Below are 17,961 nucleotides of genomic sequence, written 5' to 3' on the forward strand. Positions count from 1 at the left end.
AAGCGCTGCCATGCCCGACCTGCACAACGCCCGCGGCGTCTACCTCATCACACCCGACGAACCCGACACTGCGCGCCTGCTCGCGCGCACCTTGCCGCTGCTGCCCGCTGTCGCCTGGCTGCAGTACCGCAACAAGCAGGCCAGCGCGACGCTGCGACTGGAGCAGGCCAGTGCGCTGCACGAGGCCTGCGCCGCGCACGCCGTGCCGTTGATCATCAACGACGATGCGCAGCTGGCACTGCAGGTGGGCGCGCAGGGCGTGCACCTGGGCGAAGACGATGGCGAGGTGGCGGCCGCGCGTGCGCTGTTGGGCGAACAGGCCATCATCGGAGTGTCGTGCTATGACGAGATCGCGCGTGCGGACGCTGCGGTCGCGGCCGGTGCCAGCTACGTGGCCTTCGGTGCGTTCTTCCCCACCACCACCAAGGTGACGACACGTCGCGCAACGCCTGCGTTGCTACAGCAAGCTGGAGCGCTGGGAGTACCACGGGTGGCGATTGGCGGCATCGCGGCTGCGCAGGTGCCCGCGTTGGTGGCTGCGGGCGCCGAGTTGATTGCGGTGGTCAGCGGCGTCTATGCCGCGCCGGATCCGCTCGCGGCAGTACAGGCCTATCGGGCCGGGTTTGCACGGTAGCGTGGCTTGCAGGTAACAGACAACAGATAACAGAAGTTACCGGCGACACGCGCATGCGAAGACACAAGAAACCGGGATTCGAGTCGAAGCGTCGTTTATCAGATGCAGTCACAAGCCGAGTGCGTCGAGTGCGCGGCGCCCTCACCGCTCGCGGGACACGCCGTGCATCCGTCCCTGGAGGCTCCATGGCGGCATCCATGCCGCCAAGAGTCCCGCAATCGGTGAGGACACCGCACCAGACAGTTGGTCGGCGCTCTTGTGAAAAGCTGTCTCTCGTGCGGTATGCATTAAGACGTGAAGCCGTTGCTCCACGATCCAACGAGGCGCATCCAGCACCGCTCTTACCGTGCACACCGACCATCTCGATTGGTCCTTGCCCGCTCACCGTCGCGGGACCCTGAGCGGCATGGATGCCGCGCCGGAGCCTACATGGACGTACTTGCGGCGCGTCCCGCGATGGTGGGCGGGCAAGGGCCGTGCAGCCAACTCGCAGCGTCGTGTTCGCGGTGCCCTCACCGCTCGCGGGACGCGCCGTGCATCCGTCCCTGGAGGCTGCGTGGCGGCATCCAGGCCGCCAGGAGTCCCGCAATCGGCGAGGACACCGCACCAGGCAATTGGTCGGTGGTCAGGCAAACCCTGGGTGTTGCGAGACCTGCGTTGAGTGAGAAACTCGGAGTGCGCTTGTGGAAAGCCTGCATGCCGCTGGAACTGCGATGCGGGATTTCCTGAGGCAACGTGATACGACCAGCGCACGTCATGCTCCGCTCTTGACCACGCACACCGACCATCTCGACAGGTCCTTGCCCGCCCACCGTCGCGGGACCTTACGCGGCATGGATGCCGCGTAAGAGCCTACACGGACGTACTTGCGGCGTGTCCCGCGACGGTGGGCGGGCAAGGGCCCTGCAGCCAAGCCGCAGATCAACCGCTCTACACCTGCCGCGCGTCGTACGTCAGATGACTGAGCGGCTTGAGCGCCAGCACCCAAACGCCAAAAACAAGGCAGCGACGCGTGCCATCACGCGTCGCTGCCGGCGCTAACCTTATTACCTGCCTCGATCAGAAGTCGTAGCTCAATGTCACCCGGCCCGAGCGCGGCGCCTGATAGGCCACGACCTGGTCCCAGAGCGGATTGGTGGTGTTGTCGGGCAGCTGCGAGAACGGATAGATGTTGGTTGCAGTCTGCTCGTTGGTGATGTTGAACACGTCGAAACGCAGTGCCAGCTTGCCGGCGGCGAATGCCGGCTTGTAGGTCACGCCCATGTCGAGTTGCGCGATCCAGCCCAGCCGCCCCTGCGAGCCGGGAGGCGATGCCACGCCGGTGCCGGTTTCCGGGTTGTAGCAGTAGTGGTAAGGACCGCCGGTGATCGCGCTGCCGCCGTAGCCGGCCGGATCGGTGCCGGTGTAGTTGTCGCCGTAGTAGTTGCCCAGGCAATTGTGCGGCGCGCCCGAGATCAGGCTGAAGTTGGCCGACGCCCCCCATTGCGGAGTGAACTGGTAGAAGCCGAACAACTTGAGCTGATGGCGGTGATCGTTGGATTGATCGCCGTTGAAGTGTTCCATCAGCGCCGCGTGGTCCCAGCTCTGCGTGGTGGAGACCGAGGCCTGGCCCTGATAGCTGCCCAAGGCGCCACCGGTGCGCCACAGGTCCGAACGCACCTGGCCCTCGGTGGTGCCGTAGCTATGCGACCAGACGTAGTTGACCTTGGCGTACCACTTGCCGTCGAACGGACGTTCCAGGTTGAACTCGACTGCCGAGTAGTTGCGCTTGAACTTTGGGAAACCCGCCGCTTCGCGGCTCACCGATACTTCATGGAACTGGCCATCGGTGCCGATCACGCCCCAGGTATTGGTCTGGCCGGGATTGATCAGCGATGCACCGGCAACCTGCGAGAAATCGATGGTCACGCCCTGCGCGGCCGCAGCGGCGATCAATGCGGTATTGGAGACGTCGTAGTTCTGATCGTCGATACCCGCATTGAGGCGCCGATGCGTGCCGCGCACGCCCAGCACCCAGCCGGTCTCCAGCTGCTTGGTGAAACCGAGGATGACTTCGTCCTGGTTCTCGCCCTCGATGTCCTTGACCACTGCAGTGCGCACATCGGCGATGCGGCCGAAGCGCGAGTTGGCCGACACCGCCGACCCCAGCTGCTGCGCCAGAACCGGCGTGCCATCGGCATTGATGCCGCTATAGGTGAAGTAGGTATCGGTCGTGGTGGCCGGGGTGAACAGGCTCACTGCCGACAGCGGCAGGCCAAGGTAGTAGCGACCGACGTTGCCAAACACCTTCAGGCTGGAATCGCCGTTGACGTCCCAGCTGAAGCCCAGGCGCGGCGCCCAGGCGTTATCCACTTCGATGTACGGGTCGCCGAACGGGGTGTAGTTGGTGAATTCGTCCTTGCGCAGGCCGATGCTCAACAACAGGTTGTCGGTGACCTGCCACTTGTCTTCGATGTAGTAGGCACGCTGCTTGGCCTCGTAGGAGTACAGGCTGGTGTTGATGTTGCGCACCACGTAGTAGCCGCTGGACCCATTGACCGGATCGACCAGGCCCGGGCTCGGCGCGCCGATGCCGCCGGCTTCGTTGGCCGACTGGCTAATCAATCCACCATTCTCTAGGCCATAGGGATCGTTCGTCTGACCATATGTCCACGAATACCCGGGACCGCGTAATTGCGAGCCAACGTCGATGCCTTCGGATTTCTGGTTGTCGATACCGAAGTTGAGCGTGTGGTGGCCAATCCGCCACTCAAGGTTCAGACGCTGATTGTCCTTCTTGTAGGCACGGTCAGGCGAAGTGATCGCGGTATTTACCGGCTGCCGTCCTTCTATCGGCGTACCGCCCGTGTAGGCAGGATTTTGCAATGCGGTGCTGTCGATGAACGGGCCATCCTCAGCGTTGTAGTTGTACTGAGTCAGCTCATCAGGTGTTTTCATCTTGCCGTACAGTGCGGTCACGGTGAGGTTGTCGCTGAGGTAGCCGGTGTACTTGCCGGTGAACAGCGTCGGGCCGGTCTTCCAGGTCGCATCGTTGGTGATATAGCTGCCACGCTCACGCGCCAGGTAGTCGTAGCGGTAGATCGACCCGTTGGTCTCCGCCTCGTCGCTGGCGCCGGTCACCTCGATCAGGTGGTTGTCGGTGATGTTCCAATCCACCTTGGCGTACCAGCGTTTCTGCTTGTAGTCGTAATCGGTGAGGCCGCCGGTGCGTCCGTTGTCGGTGTCGCGATTGGTGCCGACGCGTACGCCGTCCGAATCCACCTGCTCGGCAGCCAGGAAGAAGAACAGCTTGTCCTGGATGATCGGCCCGCCGACATAGGCGCTGTAGGTGGTCTGATTGGCTTCGGCCTCGCTGGCCGGCTGGTACAGGCCATTGGCCGCGCGCGCATAGCGGTAGGCGGCGTTGTTGATCGCGCTGCCCTGGCTGTCCGGGCGCCAGTAGATATCGCGCTGATTGGCACGCAGGCCATTGGGTTCCCAGATGACGGCGGCGCCGAACTTCCACTCGTTGGTGCCGCGCTTGCCGATCTGGTTGATCACGCCGCCATTGGCGCGGCCGTACTGCGCGCCATAGCCGCCGGTGAAGATTTCCTGCTGGTCGATGGCGCCGTACGGCAGGGTCAGACCACCCAGGTTGTTGCTGATGGTGGTGGTATTGAACCCATTGAGGTAATAGGCGTTTTCGCTGGCGGCCGAGCCGCCGAAGCTGGGCAGCGAGCCACCGAGCGGGCCATTGTCGAAGCCGCCGCTGTTGACCACCACGCCCGGTGCCAGCAGCGCGATTGCCTCGGCAGTGCGGCCCAGCGGCAGCTGCTGCAGCTGCTCGGCGGTGACCACGGTGCGGGTGTCCACGCTGCTGACGTCGATGGTGGTCAGGCCCGCGGCGGTGACGGTGACGCTGTCCAGGGTCTGCATGCCGCTCCCCGAAGCGGCAGCGAACGAGACGTCGGTGTTGGCGCCGACGGTGATCGCGACGTTTTCGCGGGTTTCCACCACCGCGCCATCGCGCTTGACCGTGACCTTGTAGGTGCCCAGCGGCAGATTGCCGGCGGTGTACCGGCCGCGTGCATCCACCGGCACTTCGCGGCTGAAACCGCTGTTGTTTTCCACCAGCACGCTGGTGCCGCTGCTCTGTCCCACGCTGCCGACGATGCTGCCGCTGGTGGACTGCGCGTGGACGCTCCCCATGGCCACGACCAGTGCCAACGCCAAGGCACGCTTCTGGATACTACGGTTCATGTTTTCTCCCCAAGTCTGGAACTGTCGGCAACGCGACAAAAATGAACGGCGCCAATGGCTACCGGAATCACACTCTCTGAACATCTGCCGCAGCAGACCAATGACCACCGGTCATTTGCTCATGCCAAACCGTCGATACCCTTACGTTCGATCATAGGCAGCCGGATCGCCCTACCCGTGCGCTCCGACGGGTAGGCAGGCATCTGGTGGGTAGGCGGACGGGGGCCGCAAGCCTGACAATGGCGGGTGCGCCGCCCGCAGTCGGGCAGCGCCGCCCCCAATCGGTACCACTCAAGGATCTGCGCGCATGAACCACACCCGCTCCCACGCCCTGTTCGCCCAGGCGCAGACGCTGCTGCCCGGCGGCGTCAACTCACCGGTGCGTGCATTCAAGTCGGTCGGCGGCGAGCCGTTCTTCGTGGCACGCGCCGATGGCCCGTATCTGTATGACGTGGACGACAACCGCTACATCGATTACGTGGGCTCGTGGGGGCCGATGATTGCCGGCCACAATCACCCCGCGGTACGCGAAGCGGTGGAGCGCGCGATCCGCGATGGCCTGTCGTTCGGCGCGCCATGTGCGGCCGAGGTCACCATGGCCGAGACGATCCATCGGCTGGTGCCGTCCTGCGAGATGGTGCGCATGGTCAATTCCGGTACCGAAGCCACGCTGTCGGCGGTGCGCCTGGCCCGCGGCGCCACCGGGCGCAGCCGCATCATCAAGTTCGAGGGCTGTTATCACGGCCATGGCGACTCGTTCCTGGTCAAGGCCGGCAGCGGCATGCTGACCCTGGGCGTACCGACCTCGCCGGGCGTGCCACCCGGCCTGAGCGAGCTGACCGCCACCCTCTCCTTCAACGACTTCGAAGGCGCCACCGCCATGTTCGACGAGATCGGCGCCGACGTGGCCGCGGTGATCATCGAGCCGGTGGTCGGCAACGCCAACTGCATTCCGCCGCAGGCCGGTTACCTGCAGCACCTGCGCACGCTGTGCACGCGGCACGGCGCGCTGCTGATCTTCGACGAGGTGATGACCGGTTTCCGCGTCGCGCTGGGCGGTGCGCAGGCGCACTACGGAGTGACCCCGGACCTGAGCACCTTCGGCAAGATCATCGGCGGCGGCATGCCGGTGGGCGCCTACGGTGGCCGGCGCGACTTGATGGAGCAGATCGCGCCGGCCGGCCCGATCTACCAGGCCGGCACCTTGTCGGGTAACCCGGTGGCGATGGCGGCCGGCCTGGCAATGCTGGAGCTGGTGCAGGAGCCGGGCTTCCACGCCCGCCTGAGCGAGGCCACCAGCGTGTTGTGCGAGGGACTGGAAGATGCCGCGCGCGCCGCCGGCGTTGCCGTCACCACCAACCAGGTCGGCGGCATGTTCGGCTTGTTCTTCACCGACGACATCGTGGAGAGCTACGCGCAAGCCACCGCCTGCGACATCACCACCTTCAACCGTTTCTTCCACGCGATGCTGCAGCGGGGCGTGTATCTGGCGCCGTCGGCGTACGAGGCCGGCTTCATGTCCAGCGCGCACGATGCGGCGGTGATCGATGCCACGCTGGCCGCCGCGCGCGAGGCGTTTGCGGAAGTGGCGCACTGAGGCATCCAGGCGTTGCGTTGCCGGCGACGGGCCCGGCAACGCTGACCTTTGTGGTGCGTTGAAAGTGAGGTGTCATCGCCTGCGTCGCGGTGGCCGCTGGTGACGCTGGCCGCGCAAGACGCCCGGCATCGGTGCGGGCCTGAGACGCCTGTTTAGGCCCGCGCCGACGCTGAACAGGCGCGGCGCCGGCGCTGCAGCCGGTTCCATGACGTCCAGACGGGCCCGGCCGTTCCTAGCGGTGCCGCGTACCCTGCGCCACCGCAGGCTCCATTCAGGCGGCGGCGTAGCGACAGGCTTTGCTTTTGTCTTGTGGCTGTCATACCTTTCTGAAAGGTGTCCATGGACGGGCATGGGTGGGGACCCTCGAAGCAGCCGATGGACGTTGTCGCCGGTCACGGTGACGCCTGTGCATCGCCGCTGTTTCATCACGATCTGCAGCGTGTCGAGCCGGCGCGCTGCCGACGCTTGCCAGGGCCGCCCTCGCCTCATGCTCAAGCCTGTTGCGTTGCTCACGCCGCGCCCCTCACCGCCGCGCGATTCCGCTGTTCCCGATTGGCTGCTCGCCAGCAAGCTGGAGCCGCCGCTGCCGCGTCCCGGAGCGGTGGTGCGCAGCACCTTGCTGGCGGCGCTGGATCAGGCGCAAGCCCGGCCGCTCACCCTGCTGCTGGCACCGCCCGGATTCGGCAAGACCACACTGCTGGCGCAGTGGCATGCGCAGCTGCGCGCGCGCGACCACGCCGTGGCCTGGCTGTCGCTGGACGAAGAGGACACCGATGCCGCGCGCTTCCTTGGCCACCTGGCGTTGGCGCTCCAGCACGCAGGCGCCGATCCGGCACTGTGTGCGGCGGTGCTGCACAACCGCGACCAGGATCCGCGCGAGGCGGTGACGGTGCTGCTCCGCGCGCTACGCACGGCGCCCCGGCGCATCAGCATGATCCTCGACGATTACGACCGGCTCGGCAGCGGCATCGTCGACGAGCTGGTGCTGCGCCTGGTCGAACACGGCGGCGGACGTCTGCACCTGTTGCTGGCGACCCGGCGCGTACCGGCACTGCCGCTGGCGCGGCTGGACCTGCAGGCGCAGCTCAGCCGTCTCGGCAGCGCGCAGCTGGCACTGGATGAACCCGAAGCGCAGGCGTTGCTGGGCCCCCAGGTGCCGGCGCCGGTCGTGGACGAATTGCTGCGCTACACCGAAGGCTGGCCGGTGGCGCTGCATCTGGCGCGCTTGTGGCTGGAAGGCGGCGCGCAGCGTCAACAGGAGGTGGCCGCGCGCTTCTCCGGCCGCAGCGCGCAGATTGCCGCGTATCTGGCCGAGCAGGTGGTCAACGACCTGGATGCCGACACGCGCGACCTGCTGTTGCGGACCAGCCCCCTGGAGCGCGTCAACGCAGCGCTGGCCGATGCGGTGCGTCAGTGCGACGACAGCGGCCGGCTGCTGGCGCGGCTGGAACATTTCCACGGCCTGCTGGTGCCCATGGATGGCGAGCGCGAGTGGTTCCGCTATCACCCCTTGTTTGCCGACTTCCTGCAGCAACTGCTCGATCGCGAACATCCCGGCCAGGCCACGCAACTGCATCAACGGGCCGCACGCTGGTTTGGCGATCATCGGTACCTGGCCGACGCGGTGCGGCACGCATCGCGTGCCGATTGCGGCGACCTGGCCGCCAGCTACATCGCGCGCGCCGGTACCTGGCAACTAGTGCTGACCCACGGCACGCACGCGGTACGCGCACTGCTGCGGCATTTCGAACACCGCACCATCCGCGACACCCCGGCGCTGAATCTCACCCAGGCACATCTGCACGCGAAGCTCGGCGAATTCAGCCATGCGCGCCTGCTGCTGGAACGCTTCCGCGACTTTCCGGCTGCGCTGCGCGAGCCCTTGCAACGCGACTACACGGTGGTGGTGGCGCTGTTGCGCGATCGCCTCGACGAGATCTGCGGCAATCCGCATGGCCTGACCCAGATCGCCGCGCAAGCCTCCGCGCTGGACGAGGACGACCACCTGGGCCGCGGCATGCTGCTGTGCATCTGTGCCACCACCGCCATTGCGCAGGGTGCCTTTGCAACTGCCGAACGCTACGCACTGAACGCACGCGATGCGATGCAGCGCGGCGGCAGCGAACCAGGCGCGGGCCAGGCGCTGCTGGCGCTGGGCCAGAGTTTTTTCTATCGCGGACAGCTCGGTGACGCCGAAGCCTGTTACCGGCAGGCCCTGCACTGGTGCGCCCGCTCCCCGCAGCTGGATCGCGTGCTGGAGGCCGCCGGCCAGTGCCTGCTCGCACAACTGCACTACGAACGCGGCCACCACGACGACGCGGCCGACCTGCTGCATCCGGCACTGGAATTGCTGGAACAGCACGATGGCGGCATGGACGTGCTGGCCGCCGCCTACGACACCGCGCTGGGATTGGAGCGTGTGCGCGACCACAGCGGGCGTAGTGCCTTGGCGCTGCTCGAACACGTCGAGCAGATCGCGCACGGGCGCAAGCTGACGCGCCTGTCGGAACTGGCTGCAGCATGGCGTTTGATGCTGTTGCTGGAGCATCCGGGCAATGCCGCCATCGATGTGCTGATCGCACGCACCGGCGGCGAATCCGGATTGGCGCATACGCTGCGCTCGCCCCACCGCTGGCGCGATCGCGCGGCGATGGGCTTTGCGCTGGCACGCTGGCATCGGCTGGCCGGACGCAGCAGCGCCGCGCTGACCATCCTGGGCCAGATCGAACAGGCCTGCCTGGCCAACGACAACCTGTGCCACCTTGCGCGCACCCGCGCGCGCATCGCCCTGGTGCTGCAGCAACGCGGCGAACTGGTCGCGGCGCTACCGCACCTGTATAGCGCGCTCGACCATGTGGCATTGACGCAAAGCTGGCAGGCGATCGTCGAACTCGGGCTGCCGGCCAAGGCGATGCTGCGCTCGCTGCGTCAGCACGACCCGCATACCGTCGGCGGCACCACCCGCGCACTCACCATCCAGGCCCTGCTCGAACGCCTCAGCGGCGACGAAGACCCGGCCGGCGACATCTTCAGCGAACGCGAGCTGGAAGTGCTCGCGCAACTGGCACGTGGGTATTCCAACAAGCAGATCGCACGCTGTTTGCATCTGTCGGAAAACACGGTCAAGTTCCATTTGAAGAATCTCTATCGCAAGCTGGATGCACGCAGCCGCGAAAGCGCGTTGGCGCAGGCCTTGCAACGCGGGTTGTTGCGCGCAGCCGATCCACCAGGCAATTCGGAAACGGTGCCGGGCTGACCTCCAGCTACGGCGCTAACGCGCGGCAAGACGCCACTTCGGGCGGCCGGAGGCGGTGATGACACCTGCACGCGGCGGCAAGCTGGTCTATCTCGGCATCCAGAAGCGGCCCGGTCACGACAACACATGGAGCCTGCCACAACAGCGCGCCTTCCTTTAAGCGCAGTTCTCCGCGCACCGTCTACGACGGTCGCTGGCGCTGCCGTCCGCTCCGCTCACGATTGCTTGGAGCACGCGGCGTGACCGCGTGCCAGCTCCCTCGCCTATCGCTCCTGCCGCGGCCACGCGCCTGCGGCAGCTGATACCTCATCCAAAACTCAGCGTGCCCTTCATCATCGCCCAGTGGCCGGGGAACGAACAGAAGAAGGTGTAATCGCCGCCCTTGCTCAACTTGCTGGTGGGAAAGCTCACCGTGGTGCTCTCGCCGCCGCCGATGACCTTGGTGTGTGCGATCACGCGCGCGTCGGACTTGGGCAGATAACTGTCGGCGATGGTGGAGCGTACGCCGGCATTGGCCACTGCCTGGAAGTCGGCGGATTTGGTCAGCACCCAGTTGTGGCCCATCACCGTGGCGGCCATCTTGCCGGAGTGCTTGAGCGTCAGGTCCACCTGCGTGCAGTCGGGTGCCAGCCTGATCGCGCTCTGGTCGAACTTCATCTGGTCGTTGCCGGTGATGGTCACCGCGCAGGTGCGCGCCCATGCCGACGGCGCCAGCAGCACCAATCCAATCACGGCAACTGTCGAAAACACTTTCAAAGGAACACTCCTGCAATAAGGGATGCGCGACGCCCAGCGCGCCTGGTCACACCAGCGCATCTGCATGCGCCGATGTTGCCAGAGTAACGCCTCATGCGTAGCGGAAAAAAGCATCCATCGGATCATGCACATCGGCCGTGGCCTCCGGCAGCGGCAGTGGGCCGCGCTTGCCGGCAATCACCTGCACGAAGGCCTGCTTGAAGCGCGCCATCTCCGCATCGGTGCCGACGGTGATCCGCGACCAGGTCGGCCACACCGGCCAGCTGCGTCCGATGAACACGCCATGGGTGGCCATGTCGTCCTTGAAGCCGGCGGCCGGCCGCTTCACGTCGACCATGAAGCAGTTGCTCTCGGAGGTGGTGCAGGCATAGCCCTGCTTGGCGAGAAACGCCATCACGTCCTTGCGTGTGGCCGCGGTGCGTGCGCGCCGCTGCGGCACCAGTGCGGGATCGCGCAGGCTGGCCAGGCCTGCGGCAGCCGCGGTCACCGGCAGGCTGTTGACGCTGTAGAACATCAGCTTGGCCAGCAGGTCCGGGCGTGCGGCCGCGTAGCCCAGGCGGATGCCGGCCATGCCGTAGAGTTTGGAGAAGGTGCGCAGCACCACCACGTCCTCGCCCGCGGCAACCATGTCGACCACGCTGCTGGTGCTCTGCGCAAAGTGGATATAGGCCTCGTCGACCACCAGCACGCTGCCCTTGGGCTTGTGCGCCAGTGCATAGTCCAGGTCCTTGCGCGCGGTGACCGAGCCGGTGGGGTTGTTGGGATTGCAGATGTAGATCACGCCGGGGCTGGCGTCGGCGGCGCACATCGCCTGCACATCGTGCGAGAAGTCCTTGCGCAACGGCACCTTGATCAGTCTTGCGCCGTTGCGGGTAGCGGCACGCCAACCGGATTCGTAGGTGGGATCGGCGGTGACGAGCGCGGCGCTGGGCGAGGTGAACGCCAGCATCGTGTAGTCCAGCGGTTCGGTGGAACCGGCGTAGGCCATCAGGTGGTTGACCGGCAGCTTGAGCTCGGCGGCCAGGGTATCCATCAATTCCATCTGCACATCGCGCAGGTAGCGTCCACCTTGCGGCGCGATCTGCGCGATGGCCTTGACCGCAGCAGCCGACGGGCCATCGGGAAACTCGTTGGAGCCGATCATCACCGGCGACAACGCACCGGCCGCTGTCGGCGCGATCGCGGCGGAGCGTTCGGCGGCACCGGCCAGCAGCGGCAGCGCACTCGCACCGGCGGCGCCGGCAAACAGCGCGGAGTCGCGGAGAAACATGCGACGCGAAAGAGCAGTTTTCATGACAACCTCCAGCAGGACGACAGCACGGATTCAAGGACGAACGGCGACCACTTCGATTTCCACCCGATACAACGGATTGCCGAGCGCGGCGATCTGGAAGGCCGAGCGCGCCGGCAGATTGGGCTGCTCCTTGGTGCCGAAGAACTGGCGGTAACCGTCCATGAAACCGTTGAAATCCATCTTGCCGCCCATGGCCGGATCACCGACCAGAAACACCTGCATCTTCACCACATCGCCCATGCCCAGGCCGAGCGCCGCGAGTTGCTGCTTGATCTGGTTCAACACGCTTACCGTCTGCGCCTTGGTGTCGCCATAGGCGGCGATCGAGTCCTTGGGCGCACTGGCATCCACCACCGCCGGCACCTTGCCACTGACGTAGACGGTGGCCTTGCCGGCGGGAATCTCCACGGCAGCAGCAATGGGGAAATCGCTGTTGGGTATCTTGTGGCGGACCACGTCGGCCGCATGCGCAGCGGCAAGGCCTGCAGACCACAGCAGGGCAGCAGTGAGAACGGTGGTCACTGGACGGAACATGGCAACTCCTTGCATGAGAGAGAAAGGGAGAATCAGTGGCGCAGCAATTTGACGTCGTCGACGGTGACGCGCTCGGCGTGATCGTTGCCGAAGTGCGTGCGCACATAACTCACCACCTCGGCCACCTGGCGGTCGTTGAGCATGGCGCCGAAGCCGGGCATGCCCGCATGGCCGTCGAGCACCATCATGGTGACGTAGGGGCCGGCGGCCAGCTTCGGGTTGCCGGCAAGTGCGGGATATTCGCCCGCGCCCTGCGCACCGCGCCCGCCCGGCATGTGGCAGCCCTGGCAGATCGCCTGGTAGACCTCCTGGCCGGATGCCTTGGCAAAGCCCTGCTGCGGAAACAGCTGGGTGGCATCGGAGCTCTGCGCCCGCGCGTCGTATGTGCCTGGCGGCACCAGCAACGCAGCCATCGCAACGACAAAGCTGGCCGCGGCCAACCGTGATAACAGGCTCATGCGCGACCTCCTCCGGCCAGCACTTTGCGATGCAGACGGCCCACGACGTCGTGCGCGGACAAGATCGCGCCTTCCTGCCAGGCCGGGATATAGGAGACGTGTTCACCGGCCAGCGCCAGGCGCCCGTCGATCTGGCACAGCGGCGTGTAGTGTTCGGCACGCGCCTGCTCGCTCCACATGCCGAAGCAGCCGTGCGTGAACGGCACGCGGTGCCAGCCGACCGAAATGCCGTTCTCGAACTCGCGCGGATACTGCGGATGCAGCTGCGTGCCGTATTCGACCGTCTTGCGCACGCGCTGCTCCGGGGACATCGAGGTGAACTGGTAGGCATCCAGTCCCCACACATACGCACCGAGCAGCACGCCCTTGCCGGGGCTGTGATAGTTGGTGCTGGGATAGCTGATCAAGGTGATCGGCAGATCGGTGTAGCTGATGCCGCCGTAGATGGCTTCGTCCTCTTCCCAGAAGCGGCGCTTGAATTGCAGGCCCACTTTCACCGATGCCGCATACGGCACCTGGCCGATCGCGGTGGTCATCGCGTCACTGGCGGTGACCGGAATGCGGCTGAGCACCGACAACGGAATCGTGCAGATACACCAATCGGCGCTGGCGATGCGTTCTTCGCCGCCGTGCGCGGCGTCCTGCCAGGACACGCGCACACCGTTGCCATCCTGATCGATCCTGGTGACCTTGGCGTTGTAGGTGATGGCATCGCCGAGCCGGGACGCAAATGCCTTGCCGATCTGGTCCATGCCGCCCACCGGCTGGAACATGGTGGTCTGCATTTCGTAGTTGTTGCCGGCCGCCAGCGTGGTCCACAGACGCGAGTGCAGCACGTCCTGCACGCTGAAGGGATCGGAGAACTCCGGCTTGCCCGACAGGCCGCCGCCGGGATACCGCGCGAAACCGCGCCGCTCGCTGCTGTCCTTGCCCTTGACGTAGCCGAACTTGTGGTCGAGCGCGCCCCAGGTACGCAGGGATTCCAGCAGCACTTCCTGGTCTTCGCGGCTCACGGTGGTGTCCAGCGCCTGCTGCTGGGTGCACTTGGCCAGCAACTCGGACACGTGCCCCTTGTAATCGGCATCGATAGCGCGAAAGCGCTGCGGTTTGCCGCCGAAGCCATGCTGGCTGTGCAACAGCGCGTTGTAGTTGACCTGGTTGAATGCCTCCAGGGCCACACCGAATTGCTTGCAGTAACCCAGCACCGCCTTGTGGTGATGCGGAATGCGCCACGGCCCCGGATTGAGGTACAGCCCGTCGTCGAACTGGCAATGTTGCATCGCCCCGCCGAGTTCGGTGTAGCGGTCGCCGCCGCGCAGCGTCCAGTTACGCCCGCCGGGGCGGTCGTTGTATTCCAGCAACTGCACGCGGTACCCCGCCTTGCGCAGTTCGAAGGCCGCCGCCATGCCGGCCAGCCCCGCCCCCAGGATCAGCACCGAGGCGCCCTTCGGGTCGCCATCCAGCTGCAACGGTCCCTTGAAATCGGATTCGGCCGCCATGCCCAGGCTGCTCATCGCCTGATACATCATCGCGCCGCCAGCGGTCATGCCGATGCGCGCCAGCAGTTGCCGCCGTGTCATCGCCCCAGAGTGATTGCCTTGCATCAACGCTTAGTCCTTGCATGTCATGGATCGAGTCCGACGGACACCACCGATGGCGCGGCCGGCAACGCTGCCGGCCACATCACTGCCTCAGAACTTGTAGGCCAGGCTGGCGAACAGCTGGCGCGGTGCGATCAACTGGTACGAACCGGAACTTTCGTTCGGGAACACCGCGCCGATCGCATCGTCCTTGTCGAACAGGTTGTAGACCGACAACTGCAGCCGCCCACCGGCCAGAAACCCGGCATCCTCGCCCTGATAGCCGACACTGCCGTTGACGATGAAGGTGGCATCGACCTGGTCGGTATTGAGCGTGTCGCCGTAGCGCTTGCCGGTGTATTTGGTGTCGAGGTTGGCGAAGAAATGCTCGCCGTCCCAACCGCCGTTGAGGCTGAACATCACCTTGGGCGAGTCCGGCACGTCGTTGCCTTCCACCTGCACCAGGCTGCCGCTGACCGGGCCGAAATAGTTATCCTGGAACTCGGACTTGTTCCAGGTCAGCGATGCCCCCAGCCGCCAGCCCGGTGCCGGCTTCCACATGCCGGACACTTCCGCCCCGTAGGTCTGCACGTCGCCGACGTTGGCGTAGACGGTGGGCGCAACCACCAGCGGGTCCGGGTCGGTCAGCGCGATGATGCGGTTCTCGTAATCGATCTTGTAGGCAGCGATGTAGCCGCTCCACTGGCTGGATTCGGCGCGGATGCCGATATCGATATTGGTGGATTCCTCCGGCGCGATATCCGGATTGAATGCCCCCGAGGTCAGCGCCAGCCGTGGTGCCGAGCTGAAGTTTTCCGCGTAGTTGGCGAACACCTGCACGCCCTCGGCAAGCTGGAAGCTGGCGCCGACCTGGGGCTGGAACCAGTCGCTGTTCTTGATGGTGACGTCGCGGCGCACGCCGACATTGAAATCATCGAGATTGGCGATGCCGTTGTAATCGCGTTTGACATCCAGCCCCTTGGCGCCGAATTCCATGGTGAGCCGGTCATCGAGCAGGCGCAGCGTGTCCTTGATGTAAAGCTGCTTCACCTCGGTGGAGAAGTGATTGTCGTAATAGACCACGATCGGCAGCGAGCCCTTCAGCAGCGCGCCGGTGGCCGGGTCCAGGTTGTACAGCGGGCGCACCTGATCGAAGTCGTAGTTTTCGTACCACGCGCCGACTTCGAGCTTGTTGTGCTCGGTCTCCCATGACACTGCACTGGTTACGCCGTAGCGATCGCCGCCCATGATTTCCTCGCGCCGGGTCATCGCACCGACGCGGATGACATTGCCGTTGGCATCGACGATCTGCGGGTCGTTGATGGCGATATCGGTGCGACCCGGCGTGCCGGCGATGGCGTCGTTGTACAGGCCGGTGGCGGTGCTCGGTGGCGTGCCGCCGACGCCATAACCATGCTTGTTTTCGTAGTAGCCGGTGAAGGTGACACCGATCGCATCGTTGAACAGGAAATCGCCGTGCAGGCTGAGCAGCGAATCGCGGCGGCCGTTCTGCCATTCACTGTAATGCTCGGCATCCACTTCCGGATTGCCGGTGATGCGTTCATGCAGATCCCACGACACCGACCCGTCGGAGTTGTACGACTGCACGTCGTAGTCCTTGCGGTTGTTGTAGATCCAGCCCAGGGTCAGGCTGCCCACGTCCCAGGCCTGGCGGATCTTGGCTTCGAAGTGATCGCTTTTCTGCGTGGCCGGCTCCATGTCCCACACCCCGCCCTGCGTGCGCGAGGCAGACAGATACGCGCTGGGGCCGCCGTCCCACCAGTCCGGCGTATCCAGGCGCATGAAGCTGCGCACCAGATCGTCCGAGCCGATGGTCTGGGTGAGGTTGCCGCTCCAGCTGTCGCCGCCCTTCGGTGGCAGGCTGGTGTAACGGATCGCGCCGCCCAGTGCGTGGTACGAAGGCTGGGTGACATCGCCGGAGCCGGCCGACACGGTGACGTCGAGCAGGTTCTCGCTGGACACGTAACGGGTGATCGGGCCGCCTTCGCGGGTGTCGAAGGTTTCGATCGGGATGCCGTCCAGGGTCACGCCGATCTGGTTGGCGGAAAAGCCGCGGATGGTCATCGAGTCGCCGAACTCGTACAGCCCGAACGGATCGGTGGTCTGGACATTCACGCCCGGCAGGCTCGCCAGCAGCTGCTGCGGTGCCACGCCGGGCACCTGTGCCTGGATGTCGTCGACGGAGATGGAGGCGGTGGTGCGCGTGGAGCCGGTGCCGACCACGCTGACCGCGTCCAGCGTGCGTGCTTCCTGTGCCAGGACCGGCAGGCTGTGGGCGCCAGCCAGCACCAAGGTCATCGAAGCCAGCGTGCGACCACGCGTGGCGGTGGTGAGAATGGCGGCAACCGACGCCGCCAGTTGATCGGTGTTCAAGCGCTTGCGCATGCAATCGACCCCCTGGATGGTGTGACGTGCTGAGTGACCGGGCCCGCTCCCCAAGACCGGCTGACACCGCGGATGCGGCATGCATCGACCATACCCAGCACAGTTCCGCTGCACGCGCCGCGCGGAGGGTAGGGGCGGCGCGGGTGGGTAGGTAGCGACCGGATTCAACGATCTGAATAGGGACTGTCCCCACCCACCTGCCGGCATCCGGACATACCAGGTCTTGCGCACTTGCCATGCCGCGCCGAATCGACAACGCTGCGCAGCCGCATCCCGAGTCCACCCATGCCGCCTGCCGCACCGTCCCTGTTACTGCTCGATTTCGACGGCGTGCTGGCCAGCTATTCGCGGCCGCGTCGTCTGGCTGCGCTTGCCAGTGCGGCGGGATGCACGCCGCAACGTGTGCAACAGGTCTTGTTCGAGCAGGGCCTGGAGCGCGCCTACGATGCCGGCGTGATCGACACGTCGGCCTATCTGGCGCAGCTCGGCGAGGGGCTTGGCTGCGTGATCGATCGCGCCACCTGGATCGATGCGCGCGTGGCGGCATGCCGCGCCGAGCCGGCCGTAGTGGCGCAGGTACTGGCGGTGTCGACAACGACCGCGGTGGCGGTGCTCACCAACAACGGGCCGTTGATGGCGGAAGCGATCGAGCGGATCGTGCCAGCGCTGTTTCCGCTATTGCAGGGCCGCGTGCTGTGCAGCGGCGCCCTCGGCGGCCGCAAGCCGGAGCTGCCGGTATACCAGCGCGCGCTCGCCCGGCTCGATGCGGCCGCGTCACGCACGTTGTTTATCGACGACCTGTTCGTCAACGTGCGCGGCGCACGTGCCGCCGGCCTGCATGCGGACACGGTGCGCGATGCGCGCGGCTTGCGGCGGGTGTTGAAGCGGTATGGGCTGGGGTGAAGGGCCGGGATTGGGGATTGGGGATTGGGGATTGGGGAATCGGGAATCGGGAATCGGGAATCGTTGAGCATCGCGGAACACCGATCACCCTCACGGATTACGCAAGACGCTGCTCGCAGCATTGAACGCGTCGGCGTCCACGATCAGGGACAGCGTTGGCGCCTTGAGTCGGTGTTGGGTTAACGGCGAACGCAGAAGCGAGCCCGTCGGGAGAGGGGTTGGGGTGAGGGTACGGTAGAGCGATAAAACTCAAACCTCCATGCCCCCCGCCGTTATCCAATCGCTGCCGCAAGAGGGCTGCACC

Annotated in this window: 11 protein-coding genes; 4 read left to right on the forward strand and 7 right to left on the reverse strand. The window is 65.6% G+C overall.

Annotated features, from left to right (window positions below; translation table 11 throughout):
- Positions 1-10: 10 nt before the first annotated feature.
- Positions 11-634: a thiamine phosphate synthase gene (gene thiE, locus H7A86_RS16180; RefSeq protein WP_119131006.1), complete on the forward strand. Its 624-nt coding sequence runs from the start codon at positions 11-13 to the stop codon at positions 632-634.
- Positions 635-1,693: 1,059 nt separating this feature from the next.
- Here thiE and H7A86_RS16185 read toward each other — a convergent pair.
- Positions 1,694-4,873 (reverse strand): TonB-dependent receptor domain-containing protein, encoded by a 3,180-nt coding sequence (locus H7A86_RS16185; RefSeq protein WP_180707920.1) that lies wholly within the window; start codon positions 4,871-4,873, stop codon positions 1,694-1,696.
- Positions 4,874-5,180: 307 nt separating this feature from the next.
- Between H7A86_RS16185 and hemL the strand changes: the two genes are divergently transcribed.
- Positions 5,181-6,470: a glutamate-1-semialdehyde 2,1-aminomutase gene (hemL, locus tag H7A86_RS16190; protein ID WP_104584063.1), complete on the forward strand. Its 1,290-nt coding sequence runs from the start codon at positions 5,181-5,183 to the stop codon at positions 6,468-6,470.
- 487 nt (positions 6,471-6,957) lie between these two features.
- Positions 6,958-9,726, forward strand: coding sequence for a winged helix-turn-helix domain-containing protein (locus tag H7A86_RS16195; RefSeq protein WP_119131004.1), 2,769 nt, complete (start codon positions 6,958-6,960; stop codon positions 9,724-9,726).
- Between the two features lie 306 nt (positions 9,727-10,032).
- On the opposite strand, the gene azu is transcribed toward H7A86_RS16195, so the two are convergent.
- From azu to H7A86_RS16225, 6 genes are all read right to left on the reverse strand, one after another.
- Positions 10,033-10,482, reverse strand: coding sequence for an azurin (azu, locus tag H7A86_RS16200; RefSeq protein WP_119131003.1), 450 nt, complete (start codon positions 10,480-10,482; stop codon positions 10,033-10,035).
- Positions 10,483-10,573: 91 nt separating this feature from the next.
- Positions 10,574-11,776: a pyridoxal phosphate-dependent aminotransferase gene (locus H7A86_RS16205; RefSeq protein WP_119131002.1), complete on the reverse strand. Its 1,203-nt coding sequence runs from the start codon at positions 11,774-11,776 to the stop codon at positions 10,574-10,576.
- Positions 11,777-11,806: 30 nt separating this feature from the next.
- Entirely contained in the window at positions 11,807-12,310 is a 504-nt protein-coding gene (locus H7A86_RS16210; protein WP_119131001.1) for a RidA family protein, read from the reverse strand.
- Between the two features lie 32 nt (positions 12,311-12,342).
- The gene (locus H7A86_RS16215) at positions 12,343-12,768 is read right to left on the reverse strand and encodes a c-type cytochrome (RefSeq protein ID WP_119131000.1); all 426 of its coding nucleotides are present in this window, start codon (positions 12,766-12,768) and stop codon (positions 12,343-12,345) included.
- Positions 12,765-14,372, reverse strand: a complete 1,608-nt coding sequence (locus tag H7A86_RS16220) for a flavin monoamine oxidase family protein (protein WP_180496753.1) — start codon at positions 14,370-14,372, stop codon at positions 12,765-12,767. The genes H7A86_RS16215 and H7A86_RS16220 overlap by 4 nt, the downstream gene beginning before the upstream one ends.
- An 87-nt stretch (positions 14,373-14,459) precedes the next feature.
- Positions 14,460-16,742, reverse strand: a complete 2,283-nt coding sequence (locus tag H7A86_RS16225; protein WP_180708165.1) for a TonB-dependent receptor — start codon at positions 16,740-16,742, stop codon at positions 14,460-14,462.
- Between the two features lie 297 nt (positions 16,743-17,039).
- Here H7A86_RS16225 and H7A86_RS16230 point away from each other — a divergent pair, with 297 nt between their 5' ends.
- Entirely contained in the window at positions 17,040-17,657 is a 618-nt protein-coding gene (locus H7A86_RS16230) for an HAD-IA family hydrolase (RefSeq protein ID WP_119130998.1), read from the forward strand.
- Positions 17,658-17,961 lie beyond the last annotated feature (304 nt).

It is taken from the genome of Xanthomonas euroxanthea, assembly GCF_903989455.1.
Lineage (GTDB): Bacteria > Pseudomonadota > Gammaproteobacteria > Xanthomonadales > Xanthomonadaceae > Xanthomonas > Xanthomonas euroxanthea.